Raw genomic sequence first — 20,362 nt, 5'->3', positions numbered from 1 at the left:
TATTAAGTCACAATACGATCGTCCCTATCTCGTGTAGGGCCGCAGGAAAGTGTTCAAATGTGGAATCACCCCGAAAGACACGACCAGCATATGCCTACTATCAAAAGGATTGCGGTTTTTCAATCCGTTGATGAGCGGCTTATGTCTCGAGTGTCTGGGTGATGGAACAAGGCGAGTTGTTTCCGTAGCCAGCCCCTCTCTATATCAGCAGCGGATCTAAGATATATCGAAACGGAGTCTTTCAGCCTCGGCCCTTTAGTACAAGAACTACTTCTATTACAGCTAATTTTTTCTTTGACCAGATATGGTGCAAATATCTTTATGGTAGTGAAAGGAAAATGGTAAGGTTATTACATAAAACCACCGTAGAAAGGGATTCTGCATGAAACACGTACATAGTGACATTATACAATTTCGGGGCAGTCATTATAGTTTTGGCTATCATCAGGGTGAATTATTACGAAATTCCTGGTCTGTGAAAAATAGAGAAAAGCAATGGAAAGTGAGAAAACCTCGTTTTACCGTAGAAGAGCAAGAAGTGAAAGAAGCGATCACGCGTTTTGCTCCTGGTCTATGGGAGGAACTTCTTGGACTTAGAGATGCTCTCGGCTGGCCTATGGAAAGAATTATGAAGGAGTTTGGCGGGTATCGAATTGATTACAAACGGTCTGGTTGTTCCATCATGACAGGGGAAGGATATTTCATTCGAAATTACGATTATATGCCAAAAACCTATGAAGGTCGCTATTCTCTTTTTCAGCCTTTAGATCAAGGATATGCGATTATCGGACCGACTCAAAGAATTACAGGACGCATGGACGGTATGAATGAAAAAGGGCTTGTACTCGGCTATAATTTCATGCACAGGAAACGTCCGGGGGACGGGTTTATATGTTGTGCAATCGGCCGTATGATACTCGAATCCTGTGCCACTGTTGAAGAAGCGGTGGGTATGCTTAAAGAAATTCCTCACCGTCATTCATTCAGCTATACCGTTTTTGACCGAAGTAACCAAACCTTCGTGGTGGAAGCATCACCTAGAGGAGTAGAGGTGAGGCAGTCGAATGTCTGCACCAATCACTTTGAGATTTTGACCAAAGAAAATCGGAACCACCTTGTTGATTCTAAGAAGCGGGAAAGTGCGATCCATACAAACCGCAGTTCCTTACAGAATGCGGAAGAAGCATTTGAATTCATGAATGGAACTACAAGAGGCGTGTTTTCTAAACTATACAGCAGCTGGGCCGGTACCATCCATACGGCGGGGTACCTTCCACAGGAAATGAAAGCCTGGTTTTCCCTTGGAGGAGACCAGCCGCCAGTAGAATTTGATTTTAACCAATGGCTGCGAGGGCAAGACATTCAACTGGAAAAGATAACAGGACTTGTCGATACGGATATTCCGTTCGCCCATATGGAAGACGGGGCTTACTGGACAGGTAAAAAATAAGGAAAACCTTCTGCTTACACGAGCAGAAGGTTTTTTATAATATCTTCATCCGCTAAACTTAAAGAAAGTGTAAAAGGAGAGAGTTTATGAAGAATATAATGGTCTCCTGGAGCGGAGGTAAGGACAGCTCCCTTGCGCTGTTTAAAGTGCTGAATGACCCAAATTGTATAGTCAAAGGTTTATTTTCTACCGTTTCTTCTGAAAGCCACCGCCTGCCAATGCATGAAGTCAAGCGAACCTGGCTTACAAGGCAGGCGGAAGCCATTGGTCTGCCTCACTACGAATTAGAATTGCCCTCCCAGGCATCAAATGAAATTTATGAGAGAGAGCTCCATAAGCAGTTTGATCAATTTAAAAAACTAGGAGTTACGTCTATTGTGTATGCTGATCTATTTCTAGATGATATAAAGAACTACCGTGATGAACTAATGAAAAGGATGGCGATGCAAGGCGTTTACCCACTCTGGGGTACAGATTCCGGGGAAATCGCACATGAATTTCTAAGGCAAGGGTTTAAGGCTGTGATTACGACGGTAGATACTGACCAGCTTTCTGGAGAGTTTGTGGGTCATATGTACAATGAAGATTTCTTAAGACAGCTTCCAGTATCCGTGGATCCTTGCGGTGAATATGGAGAATTTCATACATTTGTTTTCGACGGACCTATATTTAATCAACCGATCTCTATAAAAACAGGGGATTCTTTTTTGACTATGAATGAGCGGTTTGTTCATATAGAGCTGAAGGAATAATGTAATCAACTCTTAAGAAGGGAGCAATCTGATCACAATTGTGTCTTTCATTACCGGTTTGTCCTATTATTTTTATTATTGGTAAGATAATAGCGGTATATAAACTATGATAGGATGGTAATGATATCAGTTATTAATCACTTTATTATGGAGGTTACTATGGAAGATTTATTAAAAATGACAGGTAAGAATGTAGTGATCATGGGTGTAGCGAATAACCGCAGTTTGGCCTGGGGTGTCGCCCAGTCCCTTTATAAAGCAGGGGCAAACCTCATCTTTACATATAGAAAAGATCGTTCTTATTCAAAGCTGAAGAAGCTGCTGGAAGAGAATGATATGGCAGCGGCAGCGGTCGTTTCCTGTGATGTAAACAATGATGAAAGTATCCAGGAAGCTTTTCAGACGATTGGAGAAAAAGTGGATTGTATTCACGGTGTGGTACATTCTATTGCTTTTGCCCACGCGGAGGACTTAAAAGGTGATTTTCTTAATACGTCAAGAAGCGGTTTTGCCTTTGCACAGGATACGAGCGCCTATTCCCTGATTGCCGTGGCCAAAGCAGCTCATCCGTATATGAAAGAAGGCGGCGCGATAACAGCCATGAGCTATCTCGGAGCTGAGCGCGTAGTAGAGGGCTACAATGTAATGGGAGTGGCAAAAGCATCGCTTGAATCTACTGTAAAATATTTAGCCGCAGATTTAGGAAAGCATAACATCCGTGTGAACGCCCTTTCAGCAGGAGCGATCCGCACGCTTGCAGCTAAAGGGGTCCCTTCATTTAACGAAATACTCCATAAGATTGAAGAGACTGCCCCGCTTCGCAAAAATGTAACCAAGGAAGAAGTTGGAGATATGACGCTTGCCATGATGAGCCATCTTTCCAGAGGGGTTACAGGTGAAATTGTATATGTAGATTCAGGTTATAACATACTTGGATAGCTTGTAAAAAAGTCCGATTCTCCAATGAGAATCGGACTTTTTTGAGTTTAAGAGGTTCTGAATCCAGAAGGTTTATAACACTCATAATTAATTACAAAAATAAAACTTCCGTGTGTGTAGGGCTCAGTTTTAAAGTTGAATGGCTCTGGTATGTGAAAGGGCGTGAAACTTCAGTAAAAAATAGCCAGGTTATACATAATGGGAAGTTATTTCTTGGAAAGAAAACGTTTCATACTTCTAAATTAGGGAAAGAAAAACATTAGACAAGGAAATATGACGCAGGACAAAAAGTACAGAATGGAGGATCAGTAAGATGCAAAAACAACAGACCATTATTGAAGAATCAATGAAAGCTTTAATGGAAGATGAATCATTCCTGCCTGATCTTCAGGCGCAGACACGCGAACAGGCGTTTAAATCACTAGTAGCTTTACTTTCCACCCCCAATCATATACATAAATCCTTTTTGAGGGTGACGCTGGATGACAACACCATTGTGCGTATTCCCGCATTCCGTGTCCAGCACAGTGATACAGTAGGGCCATATAAAGGCGGAGTACGATTCCACGAATCCGTAAATGAAGGAGAAGTGTCGAACCTGGCCAAGCTTATGACCTTGAAAAACGCACTCCATGAGCTTCCTTTTGGCGGAGGTAAAGGCGGGGTCGTTATTAAACCTCAGGAGTACAACATTAAAGAACTCAATCTGATATGTAAGAAGTATGTACAGTATTTCGATGATATACTAGGTCCTGATAAAGACATCCCTGCTCCAGACGTAGGAACCGGTGAGCGTGAAATGGACTGGATGATGGGAGAATTCAAAAACATTCATCCTGGTGAACCTTACCGCAACAGCTTTACAGGAAAGAGTGTAGTTAACGGCGGATCACTAGGAAGACGTGAAGCTACCGGTAAGGGTGTATACTTCACATTCCGTTATATGATGCACAACTTCTTAAATGAAAATAAAAAGTGGTTATCGGAAACTGATAATGTTTTCGCTAATACGGCTTTAAATCATCATGATCAGAAGCTGAGTATGGCTATACAGGGATTTGGAAACCTCGGCTCTGTAGCTGCTCTTGAGGCCTATCAGTGCGATTATCTTCAGAATAAAATTGTAGCAGTCAGTGATCACAATGTTATGCTTCACAATAATGACGGGCTTGATATCCCTGCCCTCATCAAGTTCACGGAAGAGTCAGATGGGGATCTGCCAACAACGGAAGAAGAGTTGGAAGAGCATGAAATAAAAGCAGACATTAGAGAGCGTGACGAACTGCTGGAAATGGATTGTGACGTTCTTCTGCTTGCTGCACTTGAGGATCAGATTCATGAAGATAATATGGAACGGATTCAGGCTTCTATGATCATAGAAGGAGCAAATGGTCCAATTACAGAAGATGCTGATCGGTATCTTGCTGACAAAGGTGTATTAATTGTACCGGATATCCTTGCGAACGCAGGAGGGGTTATCGTTTCGTACTATGAATGGATTCAAGGCCGTGAAGCGCAATTTATGACAGAGGACCAGGTTTTTGAGCGTTTATTTGATAAAATGAAATATACAATGGACACAATTCTACCACAGTTCTTTGGGGATCCATTCCCGCTTAGACAGAACTGTTACATTCACTCGGTCATGAAATTATCTACGATTATGTATCGTCAAGGAAAACTGTATTAATCAGGAAAAACCAGCCAATCTATTTGGCTGGTTTTTTTATAAAACTGAAACTTATAGACCGGGGGAGACGTATAACTATTTAGAACGTTAGGAATAACCTGCCAGGTTTCGAACGACTTGAAATTTTACGGATTCCTATAGAATAGAATATAGTTAGTCTATAGGATCTTTTGGCTCACTGCTTTACAGGGGAGGTAGGTCCCGAATAGACTTGGAGGAGGAGAAAGTTGGATAAACAGACAAATAACATTCGACCACTGCAGAATAAGAAACAAAAGAAGTACCTCGGCTTAGCAGGGAAAATTTTTGGAGTTTTGATCGTACTTGCTTTTCTGCTATGGCTTACCCTAAGTTGGATTACCGATTACATCTGGATGGATTCATTGGGATTTCAATCGGTGTACACCACCATATTCAGCACTAAGATCTTACTTGGTATTATAGGATTCATTGTTTATTTCGCACTGACATATGTAACGCTTTCATTAATCAGAAAAGGATACATCCGTTATTTTGAAAGGGATGAACTGCCATCCGTAATCCGGGATAAGAAGTGGGGACGCCTCATCAGTCTCGGGGTTTCGGCATTGGTTGGTTTGTTTGGAAGCAGTATCGTTCAAAGTGTAGGCTGGGAACTGTGGCTGAAGTTTTTAAATCATTCTTCTTTTGGAGTAAATGATCCTCACTTCTCCATGGATATATCCTTTTACATGTTTGAACTTCCCTTTATTAATTTTGCCTTAAATACTCTGATGGGCTTAGGGATTTTCTTGCTTCTTGTGGAGATCGGCTTTTACTCCGCATTTAATATGTATCGAAAAAGCCGTTTTGCTCAGCTGCATATGGGGGGGACTCTGGCAGTAATTGCGCTGCTTTTAGCTATGGAGCATGTACTAGCTCCATTCGGTACGCTCCTTACCAATGAAGTCAATATCTTTCAAACCAGCGTGGTGCACGGATTAAGTTATACGGATGATGTCGTAAATATCCCCGCTTCTTATGCGTTAGCAGGCGCAGCCATTATCGGGGCTGTCTGGATGATAATTGCTTTGATGCGTGGTAAATATAGAGCTATGCTTATTCCTGTAATTGCTTATATAGGAATAGTCCTGCTGAGCCAGGGGGCTTCTCTTATCGTCCAGAACTATGTAGTATCTCCAAATGAGTTCTCAAAAGAAAGTCCTTATCTTGAACACAATTTGAATTTTACTCGTACCGCTTATGATCTGGAATCGATTGATGAACGGCAGCATCCAGGAAATGAAACACTTGATCAATCGTTGATTGAAAGCAATCAATTGACCATTAACAATGTTCGAATTAACGATGCTAGACCAATTCTTGACATTTATAACCAGCTTCAAACATTTAGGACTTACTATGAATTTAATGATATCGACATCGACAGGTACCAGGTAGATGGAGAATATCAACAGGTATTCCTTGGAGCCAGAGAATTGAACACGGAGGATCTGCCTTCTCAGGCTAAAACGTGGGTGAACGAGAACTTAAGATATACACATGGTTACGGTATAGCTATGAGTGATGTTAATGAAATTACGGCTCAGGGACAGCCGGAGTATATGCTCAAAAACCTGCCTTCCCAAGGTGTAATGGATATTTCACGACCGCAAATTTACTTTGGTGAAGAAAATTATCAAAATGTGATCGTAAATAGTGGAGTGGATGAATTTGACTATCCATCCGGTGAGGAGAATAAGTCCACACGTTTTGAAGCGGACACTGGCATTCCGCTATCAGGGCTTAATCGGGCACTTTTCAGTTTAGAAGCTGGATCCTTTCGGATGTTTGTTTCCGATCAAGTGACAGGGGACAGTCAACTGCTGGCTGAACGAAATATTATGGACAGAGTCGAAAAAATCGCTCCTTTTCTAAATTACGATGAGGATCCATATATCTTTGTTCGTGAAGACGGCAGTCTTTCGTGGATGATTGATGCATACTTAACAGCCGAACGGTATCCTTACTCAGAGCCGCATAAAGGGGAAGAAAATTATGTCCGGAACTCTGTAAAGGTAACAATTGACGCTTACACGGGTGAAGTAGACTTTTACGCTGTTGATTCTGATGAACCCCTGCTTCAAACGTATCAGAAAATGTTTCCGGACCTCTTTACAGAAGACATACCGGCTGATATCCAGTCCCACTTCCGTTACCCGGTGGATTTGTTTAAAATACAAGCATCCATGTATGGTACGTACCACATGACCAACCTGGAAGTATTTTATAACCGGGAAGACTACTGGGAATTTCCTACTGAAAAGTACTTTGATGAGGATATAGAGATGGAGCCATATTACATCACGATGAAGCTTCCTGAAAGTGATGAGGAAGAATTTGTACTCATGACTCCTTATACACCAAGGAACAGGCAGAATATGATTGCCTGGATGGGTGTAAGGAACGATGGCGACAACTATGGGGAAACATTTGTCTACCGTTTCCCTAAACAAGAGAATGTCTATGGTCCGCAGCAAATTGAAAATCGAATTAACCAGGACAGTAACATTTCTCAGCAATTGAATCTCTGGTCTCAGGGCGGTTCGGAAGTTATTCGAGGAAATCTGCTTGTCATACCGATTCAGGATACGGTATTATACGCTGAACCAATCTACATTGAATCTTCCAACGAAACGTCCCTGCCAGAAGTGAAGCAGATTATTCTGGCTTACGGGGATCAGATTGTAATGGAACCTACATTTGACAAGGCGATTGAAAGTCTCCTTGCTCGTACCGATCCAGATGTTGAGCCGAGTGAAGGGGAAGAAGAGCAGCCTGCAGGAAATGAAAATACTCAGGACTTATTGGAATCCGAACAAAAACTTCAGGAGCTTTCAACTTTATTTGAAGATTATCAAAGCGCGTTATCCAATGGAAATTGGGAAGAAGCGGGCACGATTATGAGTGAAATAGAAAGTATGCTAGGTGAAACGGATTAACAATTTATAACATAAGAAAAGGTGCTTTCCACGTTAAAGGGAAAGCACCTTTTTCTATTCATTGCGTGCATGCTTCATATTTCTAATGAACAATTTGGAGAATTAGAAAATCCCATTCAACTAATCTTCTCCTCGGGATGGTTTTTATAAAACTGCCAGTTCACTCCGTCCTGCCATAAATCCTCAAACACTGAACACAGCTGCTGTCCCATCCTTTCATCATCTACTCGAAGAAGGATTTCATCATTTTTTCTTTCGGCATTATAAGTGAAATTGTAAGAGCCCACTAAAGCATGCATATGATCCGAGATCAGCATTTTAATATGCATCGTTCCGTCGTGGGTGTTAGTACGGACGGCAACCCCGTTGTCCGTGAGTTCCTTAATATTTTTGATCTGAGCTCCGAACGATTTTAGCTGTTCCCTGTCAGTAAATACGCGCACTTTAACGCCTCGTTTCGCCGCTTGAATCAGCTCAGCAGCTATATTGTTGTTGGAAAAAAGAAAAATGGCTACATCAATGGTTTTCTCAGCATTTTGAATGGTTTCAATGATCTCTTTTAAAGGAGAGCGCTTCGTTTTGGATAGAAAATATGAAAGGGAATACGTCTCTTTCTTTTGCCTAATTGTCCACCTATACGTAATATAAGAGCTTGCCAGGATGGAGCATCCGGCGGTTATTAGGATTTCCATAGAGTTCCTCCTATCCTTAATCCATATTTATGTGAAGCCATTTTTGTCCTATTCAATCCGTCTGGAGGGTGCAGATGAATTTATATAGCCCTTTAGGAGAATAAATTCAACCTAGTACACTCAAGTTAATAAAAAAGGAGGAAGAGTTCATGTCGAAGGATTCACAAAACGTTCACTCTGAGGTTTCACCACACCCTGATGGGGAGAGGGAAGGAATAATCAATGATTCCAAAGGATTGCAGGCGGGGGTTACTGTGGATGCGAAGCGGACTTGGAAAGGTAAGGAAAAAGAATTGAACTTGCAGCCTGATGAAAAAATAAAAGAGTTTAAACAGCACATGGAAAATATAACGGGTAAGAAAAACTAATGTCCAGATATGCTAAAGAGCCCACAGCTTATCGCTGTGGGCTCTTTCTATCGGGCATAATGTTTTTTTAATCAGCCTGTGTTACGCAGACCAGCTGCAATACCACTGATGGTCAGCAGGACTTCGGTGAGCAGGTCATCATCTTGATCTTCCGATGCGCGCAGCTCTTTAATCAGTTCCACTTGAAGGAAATTCAGCGGATCGACATAAGGGTTACGCAGACGTACGGATTCTTTGATCGTCGGCTGATGAGTGAGTAATTCTTCATCACCTGAGATCTTCAGAAGAATGTCTTTAGTTCGCTCGTATTCGTCGACGATGTTATTAAAGATTCGTTCGCCAAGCTCCTGGTCATTAACCAGCTGTGTATATTCCTGCGCTGTTTGAATATCCGCTTTGGTAAGAGCCATCTGTAAGTTGTTGATGGTGGAGCGGAAGAACGGCCAGTTCATATACATCTGCTTAAGCTGTTCAAGTCTGTTATTATCATTTTCAACATAACTCGCAAGACCTGAACCTGCTGCATACCAGGCAGGGATCAGCTGACGGTTCTGGGACCATGCGAATACCCAAGGGATTGCACGCAGATTCTCAAACTTGGAACTGTCCTTACGCTTCATTGGTCGTGAGCCAATGTTCAGTTCACTGATTTCTTTTAGTGGTGTTGCTTCATTGAAATAGGTCAGGAAGTCTTTATCTCCGAATACCAGGGATTGATATTTCTTAAGAGAAATCTCGGCGATTTCTTCCATCGCCTGTTCCCAAGCGTCTTCACGATTATGCGCTTGTTCTGATTCCTGGGAAACGTTGGCTGCCCCTTCGAGTAAGGTGGATGCACCTTGCTCCAGGCTGCGGTAAGCAATATCTTTTATCAAATAACGTGAAGATAATACTTCGCCTTGTTCGGTAATTTTCACACCGTCACCCAGTGTTTCTTCAGGCTGGGAAAGGAGGCTGCGGTTGAGAGGACCGCCACCGCGGCCCAATGAACCGCCGCGCCCGTGGAAGAACTTCAGGCCGATGTTATACTCGCGGGCCATTGTATGAATTTCCTGCTGGGCTTTGTATAATCTCCAGTTAGCTGTTAATGTACCGCCATCTTTACTGCCGTCTGAATAACCCAGCATGATTTCCTGGTGGTTATTACGGTGCTCAAGATGTTTGGCATATACATCCATCTCAAATAACGTCTTCAGGATTTCAGGTCCAGCTACAAGGTCATCAACGGTTTCAAGTAATGGAGCTACGTTAATATTACTTTCCACCGTTCCGTCAGCATGCAGACGGTAAATACCAGCTTCTTTAGCAAGAACGAGCACTTCTAACAGGTCACTTGCGGATTCTGTCATACTGATCAGGTAAACTTCAATGGAACGCTTCCCGAACTCGATATGTGCATTTCGGATCATTTGGAAGACGGTAAGCATTTCTTGCGTACTGTCCGAATAATCTTCGTTTAATAATGAAATAGGACGTGGATCCTTCAATACGCTTTGCAGAACCTCAATTTTCTTGTCTTCTGAAAGCTCGCTGTAGTTGTCTTCAATACTTACTTTGCGCAACAGCTCGTCCACAGCTGATTCGTGCTCACCGCTATGGTTCCGTATATCGAGAGTTGCTAAGTGGAAGCCGAACAATTCAACCTGTCGGATCAGTTTGCGCAGTTTCTTCAATTCGCGTCGAGCCGGCTGATGAGTTTTGGCGCTTGTTTGGATTTGATGTAGATCCTCAAGCAGCTCATCCGCATAATTATAGCCAAGATCTGATTGACCGACCTGGCGCAAACGTTCCAGGACGATAGCGAATTTACGGCGATAAACTTCTTTTTCCACACGCCATTTCTTTCCTTTAGGAAGCATTGGTTCTTCTTTCTCTATGGATGCCATTAAGTCGTCTGTAACGGTTACTTGAGCAGAAGAATGACTGAAACGTTTCATTAGCTCTACAAGCACTTCTTCATACTTGTTCAGGACAAGGTTACGCTGTTTTTGTAAAGTCTGCCACGTAATATCAGGGGTTACGTTCGGATTTCCGTCACGGTCGCCACCAATCCAGGAACCGAAACGAAGGAAGTTAGGCACATCCCAATCTTCTTCCGGATAGTTCTCCTCGAGACAATATTCCAGTTCCTGATGGATTTCTGGAAGCACATCGAAAAGCGTTTCGTCAAAGTAATAGAGGCCATTTCGCACCTCATCCATTACAGTCGGTTTACGATCACGCAATTCATCCGTCTGCCATAGAACGCTGACTTCGTTTTGAAGACTATCCCTCAGGCTGTCTCTTTCATTTTTAGTAAGTAGAGGATTATCCAGTTTCTGCAGAATAGTAGCGATTCTCTTCTGGATTTCCAGCACGGTTCTTTTGGTAGCTTCTGTTGGGTGTGCGGTAATGATTAGTTCAAGAGAGAGATGATCCAGCACCTTTTGAATCACGTCTTTTGAAAAATTATTATTCTTTAAATTTAGTACGGCGCTTTCTAGTGAGAAAGGCTGAGCTCCGTGGTCTTCTCTTAGTTGATACTCTCGGCGTCTGCGGATACGGTGGTTTTGTTCAGCTATGTTAACGAGGTGGAAATAAATTGAGAAAGCCCGGATCACCTGGGATCGCATAGGAGGCTTGAGGTTTTGAATTTCTTCTTTCAGTTGATTATAAGTAGATGTACTATGATTGTTTCGAAGATCTTTCGTCAATTGACGAATGGTTTCAACTTTGTTTAATAACTCTTCTCCGCCGTGATGGACAAGTAAATTACCGAGCATTTTACCAAGTTCATTAATGTCCCGGCGTAAGGGAGTTGTATGATCGTTTGTTTTTGGCTGATTAGTCACACTTTCACCTTCCTGTAATTACATTTATTTTATAGTTACTTGAAAGTTACCTTATGTTTTCATAATGTTATCAGAATAATGTGCATAGTCAAATACTTTGAACCGTAACGATGACAGCGGATGGAGTAATTTTAGACAGGCTTAAATTGGTAAGAGTATAGAATATAAGTGATGTAAGCGTTATCTTTTGAGCGGAGGGAAGAAGGACCTATTTCTGTAATTTTTTTTAAGAATGAGTTACAAATGGTTTGCTTACCGTTAAAAAAAGGAAAGAAATGTTATTATAGTAAGCAATTAAATTTTAGGAGGATCTCCATGTCTGTACAATTAGTACTTGATTCCAAGTCAACATTAGGTGAAGGTCCAAGCTGGGACTCAGAAAAGGAAGTTCTGTATTGGGTAGATATTGTCGGCAAGAAGATTCACCGATATGATCCCGTCCAGCATGAAAATACGACGGTAGAATTGGAGCAGTATCCTGGTACCATTCAACCGCGGGAGGATGGCGAAGTCATTCTTGCGCTTCAAAATGGCTTTTACTTTTATAACTGGATGTCAGAAACTCTGGAACCTATAACCGATCCAGAAAACCACTTGCCAGGTAATCGGTTTAATGATGGCAAATGTGATCCAGCAGGAAGATTTTGGGCAGGAACTATGAATTTAGAGGAGAAGCAGGACAAAGGAGCGCTCTACAGGCTGGATACGAATCTTGAAGTTACTGAGAAGCTGAATGGTCTCAGCATATCCAATGGTCTCGCATGGTCACCTGATCATAATTATATGTATCATATTGATACGCCCACCAAACAAGTGATGAGATACGACTTTAATATGGAGACAGGGGAAATTACCAATCCGAAAACCGTGGTAACCATTCCAGAGAATCAAGGGTCGCCGGATGGCATGACTATTGATGAAGAAGGGATGCTATGGATTGCTCATTTTGGCGGAGCAGGCGTTTCCAGATGGGACCCTGAAAAAGGAGAATGTGTAGAATTTATCGATGTTCCTGCTGCAAACGTCACGTGTTGTGTATTTGGCGGTAAGGATATGAATGAACTCTACATTACGACAGCCAGAAAAGATATGAGCGATGAGGACCTGGAGAAGTACCCGGAAGCAGGTGGACTGTTTAAATTAAAAACAAAAGTCCGTGGACTTCCGTCTTATCCATTTAAAGGGTGAAGTCTAGAGATTAATAAAAAGGGAAGCTTCCTAGTATGAGGAAGCTTCCCTTTTTTGGTTGTGCGAGAAGTACGGATCCCATTCTGTTCGCAACAGACTCATTTCTAATAGGTTCCAAAATGATCCGTTAACTTTCCGGTGGTCTCTAAGCAGTCCATCTTTTTGAAAACCGGCCTTTTCATAGCAGCGTATCGCTGGCTGATTAAAATCAAAGACCCCAAGGGCCACTTTATGAAGCTTGAGATCCTCAAAAGCAATAGCTGTAACCTGGGCAATCATTTGTTCTCCGATTCCACGGTTTTGATGTTCTGGACTTACCAGTACTTTACCGATTCGGGCAGATTCATTTTTATTATCAATTCTCCCTAAAGAAATGTGCCCGACCACTTCTTTAGCTTTAGAATCCCATGCTTTATATACGATACGGTCTGGCCGAGTCGTATAGGAGTCCAGCTGGTTGTGGTCCAGGGGGAATTGAAAAATTGGACCTCCCCATTTCATTAAGAAAGCAGCTGTAGGGATCCAGCCAATCAGCTGATCATAATCTTCGTTCGAGAAGTGCTGTAATTCAATCAACTTGTTCCACCTCTAACTTGTTGTATTTCCTTCCTTTTCTTGCTTTTTTAAATCCCTCAAATATATCAATTCCAGAAAAAACGACAGCGGTTATTATAGCCGTTAGCCTGACCCACTGAGTTAAATTCGATAAATCGGACTGGAGAGCTCCTTCAAGCTCTGTGACGGCGGCTGGATTAAACAAATCAGGATGGCTGATCATAATGCTTAAAAGAATAACCCAAAGCACGTTATACAGCGTATTCATTACAGCCAGTTTTATTGTCCATTGCTTTAAGATCCATTTATAAATAATTAAAGTAAGAGAGCTTCCTGCTAGTAGGGCAATGTAAGGCCAGAAGGAAGCCAGAATTTCTAAGTTAAATATTGTGGCGGCCTTATTTAAACCTTCACCATTTTCCTGCTCGTATATAGCAAACAGACTGGAAGCATTCAGATAAAGCGTTACGCCAACGGCAGTCCAGAGAAGTCCTCCTGCCAGTTCCCAGTTCGATATCAATCGTTTCTTTGGGATGGCTGGTTTATTCTTCAACTGATCTGGTGTCCAGGCTTTTCCGAAAGGTTCCTCCTCTGATTTCGTGGACCGTTCAACAATAACAAAAATAACTGTAATCCAGAACACAGATTGAATTCCGGCAGAGGCTGCAGCAAACGTAGCTTGAATGAAGATAGATAGAATAATGGAAAGCAGGCTTGTTTCACCAGTAAAAGAAAGAATTTTTTCAGCCACTACGGAAATGACAACTATGATCATAATAATAGGAAGAACGAGCTTTAAAACATTCAAATATTGATCATATAAGGCAGGACCAATTAAATAGGAAGGACGATCACTATAGCGTCTGGCAAGTACAGCTGGGTCTCCCAGTTTTGTTAACACTGCTCTTACATCTTTTTCTGATGGATGCTCAGGAAGCATATCCTCGATAGTGGATTGGAGTTCAAGAGCAACATCATCCTGCATCTTATCCGGGAGTCTTCGAGTGACCTCGTAAACATACGGTTTAATTAAGTCCATCCTTTTCCTCTCCTTGTAATAAATTATGAAGTTGTAAAGAAGTCCTTTCCCATTCTGCTTTCAGCTCATTAAAAATTTCCTTACCATAATCACTCAGCACGTAATATTTTCTAGGCCGGCTTTCCGATGTATCCCAGGTGCTGGTTACTAATTCCTGCTTTTCCAGTCGTCTGAGCAAAGGGTAAAGAGTACTTTGATCAATAACAATACCTGAAGATTCCAAACGCTGGACGAGTGAGTATCCATACTGAGGAGATTTTAACTGACTGAGCACAGCAAGTGTCAAAGAGCCTCTTCTCATCTCAGTAATTAAGGAAGTTAACAATTTACTCAATGAGCCACCTCGCTCTCTCTTTATAGTGTATATCATACACCATTGTATGACATATAACAATAAAATATTTACAGCGTCCTGACAGGTAAAACCCTTTCGCTTTAAAGTGGCAAAATTTTTTAGTTTCTAACAAGAGCTATTCAATGATAAAGTAGATAAGAAGTTTCAGATTGAAGTAAGGAGGGAGTCTAGTGGCTGACCAGGAAAGTAACGAAGTCATAGATGAAGCATTAGGAGAGAAAGACATTCGACGGTTAGAATTTCGTGGTGGAGTATTTGCTGCAACGATTCCTTTGGTGTTTTTCATTATTTGGGCAATTGCTTTAAGTGTAACGGAATTGGTAACCGAGCAATCGCTTGTACTTGGGATGGTTATCGGAATAGCCATTGGTTTGTTTTTCTGTAAATCCCAGTGGGCAGATTATGCTCAAAGTTTATTCTCAGGTATGGCTCAGCCCGTAGGTGTGATTGCCGTTATCGCCTGGTTTTGGGCAGGTATGTTTGCGAAGTTACTATCGGCCGGAGGACTCGTAGATGGCCTGATCTGGTTTGGATTTCAGACAGGATTGGAAGGCGGCGCTTTTGTAGCTATTACTTTCTTACTGTCGGCGCTGTTCGCCACGGCCGTAGGTACAGGTTATGGAACAGTTGCTACGTTCGGCGTGCTGATGTATCCTGCTGGTGTTATTTTAGGGGCGGATCCCGTAATATTACTTGCTGCTATCTTAAGTGGGGCGGTGTTTGGAGACAATCTGGCACCCGTATCTGATACCACTATCGTATCTGCAACTACGCAAGAAGCAGATGTGCCTGGAGTGGTACGCTCAAGGTTCAAATATTCTATTACAGCTGCTATTCCGGCTCTTATTCTATTTATTATCTTTGGCGGCGGCGGAGAACAGGGAAGTACAGAAGTTATCAACCAGCTGCAGACGCAAGTGGCTCCTAACGGGTTGATTATGCTCCTGCCATTCATTCTCGTTCTCTATCTGGCACTGAGCGGGCATCACTTGCTTACCTCATTGACGTGGGGAATCGTCACTTCCATCGGACTGATTGCTGTCTCAGGTGTGTCCTTAACAAAAGTTCTCCACATTTATAAAAATGATTCCGGAGATGCTGTTGTAGAGGGAGCCTTGATGAATGGGATTGGTGGTTATTTCAATATGGCCATTCTGATTCTATTAATTTTGGCTGCCGCCCATTTACTTGAGGTCGCAGGCACAATGGAAGTTATTAAAAATTTCTTCCTTGGAATCATTAATAACGTGGTGCGCCGAGCGGAACTTTCGATATTCGGAATTGTAGCTTTTTTAAACGTATTTATTACAATTAACACGGCTGCAGAAATTGCTGCTGCACCATTTGTCAGAAAACTTGGCATAGAGATGAATATCCATCCATATCGCAGGGCCAACTTCCTCGATACGGTGACTTCATCATTAGGCTACATTTTTCCTTGGAGTGGCGGAGTGCTTCTTGCATGGGCTACGGTTCAGGGAGCTGCGGAAGAGTATGACTTCCTTCCAGTTGTTGGCCCGACAGAAGTCTTCCCATATGTGTTCCAGGGCTGGGGGCTGCTCATCGTTATGTTTGTTGCAGCAATGACCGGCTGGGGACTACGTTATAGTGGAAAAAATGGGGAAGAAGTTAAACCGGCAAAACATTCGTAAAACAAGAATCCTCCCTGAGCGGTTAGCCGCAGGGAGGATTTTTTTATTGAATATGAGCTTTTGCTTCTTTCATCTGATCCAAATGACGAAGTTCGTGCCAGCCAATAAATTCGACCCACTGTTCAAGATTCAGGTCACCGAAAGAGGGATGAGGAAAAGCGCGATTTTGAAGCGTTTCCTTATCCTTATTATGAACTAGAAAATAAGTGGCCTCACGCGTATGTTCCAAACCTTTTTTCGCCTCTTCCACCGTATTGAATTCTCCTTTTGGTTTCAGAGTTTCCGGTGCTTCCACTTTATAGTCACGGTTGGTAGTCTTATGCAAAGGCTTTTCACTTACCTGCTGGTCATCACCCTGTTTGATAGCCTGATTCATCTGATGGACAATCATTTGCTCCATTAAGTATAAGTGTTCTAAGACTTCTAAAATCGACCAGGAATTTTCATCTGGTTTCGTGCGCGCTTCTTCGTCAGATACCTCTTCAACAAAAGCTAGTAATTCGTTTCTTTTTTCTTCTATTCCGTACATCTAGTAACCATCCTTTCCAAGTATAGGATATTTCGAGTCTACCATATGTAGCCGCTTATTTTCCTCTATTAAATATGTAAACGGTTTTTCTTTTAATAGAAGACATAGTAAAATGATGGGAAGATTGAAAAAAATTACTTTTCTACTTTTCTTACAAGTGAAAGGAGCACGATTAAATGCAGCACTTAGATTACCTCTATCATCCTTATGAAACCGCAAGAAATACTACCATTGCAAAAAACGGAATGGTTGCAACCTCTCAGCCGCTTGCGTCTCAAGCCGGGCTGTCCATACTGCAAAAAGGAGGAAATGCGATAGACGCAGCCATAGCAACCGCCGCCGCTCTAACGGTTGTTGAACCTACTTCCAACGGAATTGGTTCAGACGCCTTTGCTCTCGTATGGACAGAAAATAAACTTTATGGACTGAATGGAAGCGGCCATTCACCTTCTTCTATTTCTTCTGAAGAAATTAGAAAGCGAGGGTACGAAGAGATTCCGAAGTTTGGCTTTGAGCCTGTTACTGTTCCTGGAGCACCCGGGGCATGGGCAGAACTATCTCACCGTTTTGGTAAGCTTCCATTTAAAGAATTGTTCGCTCCCGCTATTCAGTATGCAAAAGAGGGATACCCAATTTCTCCGGTGTTGGGAAAATTTTGGGGGATGGCTGCGAAGAAGTTTCGCGAAACGTTAAAAGGAGAGGAGTTCACTCACTGGTTCGATACCTTTGCCCCTAATGGGATAGCTCCTGGAATTGGTGAAGTTTGGAAATCGGAAGGTCATGCCCATACATTGAGAAAGATAGCAGAAACCCATGCGGATGACTTTTATAATGGAGAAACAGCCGATCGAATCGATGCTTTTTCTAAACAGTACGGCGGTTTTATTTCTAAAGAAGATTTAGCCAGCTATCAACCGGAATGGGTTGATCCAATTTCCGTGAATTACCGTGGTTATAATGTCTGGGAAATCCCTCCGAACGGCCAGGGTCTTGTGGCTCTTTCCGCTTTGAACATGCTGAAAGGGTTTGACATACTTGAAAAAGAAAGTGATTCTACATATCATAAGCAAATAGAAGCTATGAAACTCGCTTTTGCAGACGGAGAAAAATACATTGCCGATGCCTCCTCTATGAAAGTAGGCATCGATGATTTATTAAATGATGATTATTCAGCTGAACGTAGATCTTCTATTACAGAAGAAGCTGGCGAACCGGAAGCGGGCGTACCTCCGAAAGGCGGAACCGTATATTTGGCTGCCGCGGACGGCGATGGGAACATGGTATCGTTTATTCAAAGCAATTACATGGGATTCGGTTCTGGCTTAGTAGTGCCTGGAACTGGCGTTGCTCTTCAGAACCGTGGTCACAACTTCACCATGGAACAAGGGCACGCAAACTCTCTGGAAGGGAATAAGAGATCATATCATACCATTATCCCTGGCTTTTTAACGAAAGGGGATCAGCCAGTTGGACCATTTGGGGTCATGGGCGGATTTATGCAGCCACAGGGTCACGTCCAGGTCGTTATGAACACGGTTGACTTTCTTTTAAATCCTCAGTCCGCGCTGGATGCCCCACGCTGGCAGTGGATGAAAGATAAAACGGTATGGGTAGAGCCGAATTTCCCTAAGCATGTCGCGGAAGCTCTCGCACGACGCGGCCACGAAATCAGCGTTCAGCTGGAAACAGGTGCTTTCGGTAGAGGCCAGATTATATGGCGTGATCCGGAAACAGGGGTTTTATATGGCGGCACGGAATCGAGAACAGATGGTACGATCTCCGCTTACTGAATGAAGAGGAGATCCGGATTGGAAGGAGAGGAGAAGGAATGCAGCAATGGAATCTCTTTATAGCCTTTTTTCGTGTGGGAATGCTAGGTTATGGAGGAGGACCTTCTTCCATTCCACTGGTCCACAAGGAAGTGGTGGAAAAGTACGAATGGCTTACGGATGATGAATTTGGCGATGTCCTGGCTTTAGGAAACTCCCTGCCAGGCCCTATTGCTACAAAAATGGCGGGATACATAGGTTATCGGGTTTCAGGGATGATAGGCATGCTTAACGCTGTATTAGCAACTATTCTACCCACAATTGTCATCATGATTGTGCTGATTACCTCCTTAAACAGTTTTCGTGATCAGTCCTGGGTCAATGGCATGACACAAGCGGTGGTTCCGGTGGTAGGTGTTATGCTTGCCAAGCTGACTTATGATTTTCTAAAAAAAGCTCAAGGGAATCTGGGTTGGATGGTCTCGCTATCTCTTGCGGTGGTCTCTCTCTTACTGATTGAGTGGATCGGCTTACACCCTGGTCTCCTTATCTTTGCGCTGTTACTATATGCCTTACTTAAACCTGTAAAAGCTAAAGATAAACCAACTCATAAAAGTCAGGAGCAGTCATCATGATTTTTTGGAAACTATTTGTTGCCTTTTTTATACCTGGAATTATCGGTTATGGTGGCGGTCCTGCTTCAATCCCTTTAGTAGAAAATGAGGTCGTGGGCCGATTTGGATGGATGAGTGTGACGGAATTCAGTGAAATGCTTGCTATGGCAAACGCACTGCCCGGACCGATTGCTACAAAAATGGCCGGATTTATCGGTTATCAGCAGGCTGGGGTCCTGGGAGCGGTCGTCGGTGTGTTTGCAACCGTAGCTCCATCGCTTATTTTAATGATTGTCCTGCTTAGTGTTCTATATAAATTCAAGGATTCGCCAAGGGTCAGACGGATGACGAATTTAATCCGTCCGGCGATTGCTGTGCTTCTTGGAATTATGGCGTACCAGTTTTTCTGGAACTCATATGAAGACACTGGGTTCCTGCAAACAGCAATTCTCATCGCTGCCAGTTTCTTGTTACTTGAAAAAGTAAAACTGCACCCCGCCTTTGTAATCCTAGGATCGCTCATCTACGGAGCCTTATTCTTAGGTTGAGCAAAGCAGTATATTAAACAAACGGGCCAGTTACTGTAAGACTCGATTTCGAGATAAATAGGGTCCGTTACGATATTTGGAGGAGGGCTGGCGGGGAAATAGCTCGTCTTGTTCTATCACCCAGACACTCGAGACATAAGCCGTTCATCAACGGACGGCAAGACCACCGTCCTTTTGATGCTCGGCTTATGCTGGTCGTGTCTTTCGGGGTGATGCCACATTTGAACACTTTCCTATGGGGGAACGGTGAGCTTCCTCGCTCGTTTCACTCGCTGCGGGATCTCACCTAGTCCCTTCTCCCATGGGAGTCTCTCCATTTCCCCACCAGCCCAATTTTATAAAAAAAACGGACCCTTCGGAAAGAGAGGATACTTCCCTTCTTAAACGGCCTGAAATGCTTATATAACAGGGTATCCTACATATCTCAGCCT

Annotated in this window: 17 protein-coding genes; 11 read left to right on the top strand and 6 right to left on the bottom strand. The window is 42.8% G+C overall.

The features are described 5' to 3' along the window. Positions 1-382 precede the first annotated feature (382 nt). The 5 genes from LCM11_RS06120 (at position 383) to LCM11_RS06100 (ending at position 7,791) form a co-directional block, all read left to right on the top strand. Positions 383-1,450: a C45 family autoproteolytic acyltransferase/hydolase gene (locus LCM11_RS06120; RefSeq protein WP_224893359.1), complete on the top strand. Its 1,068-nt coding sequence runs from the start codon at positions 383-385 to the stop codon at positions 1,448-1,450. 86 nt (positions 1,451-1,536) lie between these two features. Then, entirely contained in the window at positions 1,537-2,202 is a 666-nt protein-coding gene (locus LCM11_RS06115; protein ID WP_224893358.1) for a diphthine--ammonia ligase, read from the top strand. A 159-nt stretch (positions 2,203-2,361) separates the two neighbouring features. Then, on the top strand, positions 2,362-3,141 hold the full coding sequence (gene fabI / locus LCM11_RS06110) for an enoyl-ACP reductase FabI (protein WP_224893357.1): 780 nt from the start codon (positions 2,362-2,364) through the stop codon (positions 3,139-3,141). A gap of 313 nt (positions 3,142-3,454) precedes the next feature. Then, positions 3,455-4,831, top strand: coding sequence for a Glu/Leu/Phe/Val family dehydrogenase (locus tag LCM11_RS06105; RefSeq protein ID WP_224893356.1), 1,377 nt, complete (start codon positions 3,455-3,457; stop codon positions 4,829-4,831). 227 nt (positions 4,832-5,058) lie between these two features. Continuing rightward, on the top strand, positions 5,059-7,791 hold the full coding sequence (locus tag LCM11_RS06100; RefSeq protein WP_224893355.1) for a UPF0182 family protein: 2,733 nt from the start codon (positions 5,059-5,061) through the stop codon (positions 7,789-7,791). A gap of 116 nt (positions 7,792-7,907) precedes the next feature. Here LCM11_RS06100 and LCM11_RS06095 read toward each other — a convergent pair whose 3' ends face one another. Further along, the gene (locus LCM11_RS06095; protein WP_224893354.1) at positions 7,908-8,483 is read right to left on the bottom strand and encodes a phospholipase D-like domain-containing protein; all 576 of its coding nucleotides are present in this window, start codon (positions 8,481-8,483) and stop codon (positions 7,908-7,910) included. Between the two features lie 149 nt (positions 8,484-8,632). On the opposite strand from LCM11_RS06095, the gene LCM11_RS06090 reads away from it, so the two are divergent. Then, complete coding sequence (locus tag LCM11_RS06090; RefSeq protein ID WP_224893353.1) at positions 8,633-8,851, top strand: hypothetical protein; 219 nt, start codon at positions 8,633-8,635, stop codon at positions 8,849-8,851. A gap of 71 nt (positions 8,852-8,922) precedes the next feature. On the opposite strand, the gene ppc is transcribed toward LCM11_RS06090, so the two are convergent. Then, positions 8,923-11,682: a phosphoenolpyruvate carboxylase gene (gene ppc, locus LCM11_RS06085; protein WP_224893352.1), complete on the bottom strand. Its 2,760-nt coding sequence runs from the start codon at positions 11,680-11,682 to the stop codon at positions 8,923-8,925. A gap of 315 nt (positions 11,683-11,997) precedes the next feature. On the opposite strand from ppc, the gene LCM11_RS06080 reads away from it, so the two are divergent. Further along, positions 11,998-12,870 carry an SMP-30/gluconolactonase/LRE family protein gene (locus tag LCM11_RS06080; RefSeq protein WP_224893351.1) on the top strand — a complete coding sequence of 291 codons (873 nt, stop codon included), beginning with the start codon at positions 11,998-12,000 and terminating at the stop codon, positions 12,868-12,870. Positions 12,871-12,900: 30 nt separating this feature from the next. Here the strand turns inward: LCM11_RS06080 and LCM11_RS06075 are convergent, their stop codons facing one another. Genes LCM11_RS06075 through LCM11_RS06065 form a run of 3 tightly spaced genes read right to left on the bottom strand, consistent with a single transcriptional unit; the run spans position 12,901 to position 14,798 of the window. Then, a complete protein-coding gene (locus LCM11_RS06075) occupies positions 12,901-13,446 on the bottom strand; it encodes a GNAT family N-acetyltransferase (protein WP_224893350.1) in 546 nt (181 codons plus the stop codon). Beyond that, complete coding sequence (locus LCM11_RS06070; RefSeq protein ID WP_224893349.1) at positions 13,439-14,464, bottom strand: HAAS signaling domain-containing protein; 1,026 nt, start codon at positions 14,462-14,464, stop codon at positions 13,439-13,441. The genes LCM11_RS06075 and LCM11_RS06070 overlap by 8 nt, the downstream gene beginning before the upstream one ends. Further along, entirely contained in the window at positions 14,451-14,798 is a 348-nt protein-coding gene (locus LCM11_RS06065; protein ID WP_224893348.1) for a PadR family transcriptional regulator, read from the bottom strand. The genes LCM11_RS06070 and LCM11_RS06065 overlap by 14 nt, the downstream gene beginning before the upstream one ends. A gap of 191 nt (positions 14,799-14,989) precedes the next feature. Here LCM11_RS06065 and LCM11_RS06060 point away from each other — a divergent pair, with 191 nt between their 5' ends. Then, positions 14,990-16,471 carry a Na+/H+ antiporter NhaC family protein gene (locus LCM11_RS06060; RefSeq protein WP_224893347.1) on the top strand — a complete coding sequence of 494 codons (1,482 nt, stop codon included), beginning with the start codon at positions 14,990-14,992 and terminating at the stop codon, positions 16,469-16,471. A gap of 43 nt (positions 16,472-16,514) precedes the next feature. On the opposite strand, the gene LCM11_RS06055 is transcribed toward LCM11_RS06060, so the two are convergent. Next, the gene (locus LCM11_RS06055) at positions 16,515-17,000 is read right to left on the bottom strand and encodes a DinB family protein (protein WP_224893346.1); all 486 of its coding nucleotides are present in this window, start codon (positions 16,998-17,000) and stop codon (positions 16,515-16,517) included. 176 nt (positions 17,001-17,176) lie between these two features. Here LCM11_RS06055 and LCM11_RS06050 point away from each other — a divergent pair, with 176 nt between their 5' ends. Genes LCM11_RS06050 through LCM11_RS06040 form a run of 3 tightly spaced genes read left to right on the top strand, consistent with a single transcriptional unit; the run spans position 17,177 to position 19,931 of the window. After that, positions 17,177-18,790, top strand: coding sequence for a gamma-glutamyltransferase family protein (locus LCM11_RS06050; protein ID WP_224893345.1), 1,614 nt, complete (start codon positions 17,177-17,179; stop codon positions 18,788-18,790). A 38-nt stretch (positions 18,791-18,828) separates the two neighbouring features. Continuing rightward, the gene (locus tag LCM11_RS06045) at positions 18,829-19,404 is read left to right on the top strand and encodes a chromate transporter (protein ID WP_224893344.1); all 576 of its coding nucleotides are present in this window, start codon (positions 18,829-18,831) and stop codon (positions 19,402-19,404) included. Then, complete coding sequence (locus LCM11_RS06040; protein WP_224893343.1) at positions 19,401-19,931, top strand: chromate transporter; 531 nt, start codon at positions 19,401-19,403, stop codon at positions 19,929-19,931. Before LCM11_RS06045 ends, LCM11_RS06040 begins: the two co-directional genes overlap by 4 nt. Positions 19,932-20,362: the final 431 nt, after the last annotated feature.

Origin of the sequence: Halobacillus halophilus, from assembly GCF_020171985.1 — a bacterium.
Classification (GTDB): Bacteria; Bacillota; Bacilli; order Bacillales; family Halobacillaceae; genus Halobacillus; species Halobacillus halophilus_A.
The sequence above is the reverse complement of the archived record's forward strand: the minus strand, read 5'-3'. Positions and strand labels throughout refer to the sequence as shown.

Coding starts and splice junctions, on each gene's coding strand:
- LCM11_RS06105 (WP_224893356.1), top strand. CDS start 3,455: ATGCAAAAACAACAGACCATTATTGAAGAATCAATGAAAGCTTTAATG.
- LCM11_RS06115 (WP_224893358.1), top strand. CDS start 1,537: ATGAAGAATATAATGGTCTCCTGGAGCGGAGGTAAGGACAGCTCCCTT.
- LCM11_RS06050 (WP_224893345.1), top strand. CDS start 17,177: ATGCAGCACTTAGATTACCTCTATCATCCTTATGAAACCGCAAGAAAT.
- LCM11_RS06080 (WP_224893351.1), top strand. CDS start 11,998: ATGTCTGTACAATTAGTACTTGATTCCAAGTCAACATTAGGTGAAGGT.
- LCM11_RS06095 (WP_224893354.1), bottom strand. CDS start 8,483: ATGGAAATCCTAATAACCGCCGGATGCTCCATCCTGGCAAGCTCTTAT.
- LCM11_RS06120 (WP_224893359.1), top strand. CDS start 383: ATGAAACACGTACATAGTGACATTATACAATTTCGGGGCAGTCATTAT.
- LCM11_RS06090 (WP_224893353.1), top strand. CDS start 8,633: ATGTCGAAGGATTCACAAAACGTTCACTCTGAGGTTTCACCACACCCT.
- LCM11_RS06040 (WP_224893343.1), top strand. CDS start 19,401: ATGATTTTTTGGAAACTATTTGTTGCCTTTTTTATACCTGGAATTATC.
- LCM11_RS06070 (WP_224893349.1), bottom strand. CDS start 14,464: ATGGACTTAATTAAACCGTATGTTTACGAGGTCACTCGAAGACTCCCG.
- LCM11_RS06045 (WP_224893344.1), top strand. CDS start 18,829: ATGCAGCAATGGAATCTCTTTATAGCCTTTTTTCGTGTGGGAATGCTA.
- fabI (WP_224893357.1), top strand. CDS start 2,362: ATGGAAGATTTATTAAAAATGACAGGTAAGAATGTAGTGATCATGGGT.
- LCM11_RS06055 (WP_224893346.1), bottom strand. CDS start 17,000: ATGTACGGAATAGAAGAAAAAAGAAACGAATTACTAGCTTTTGTTGAA.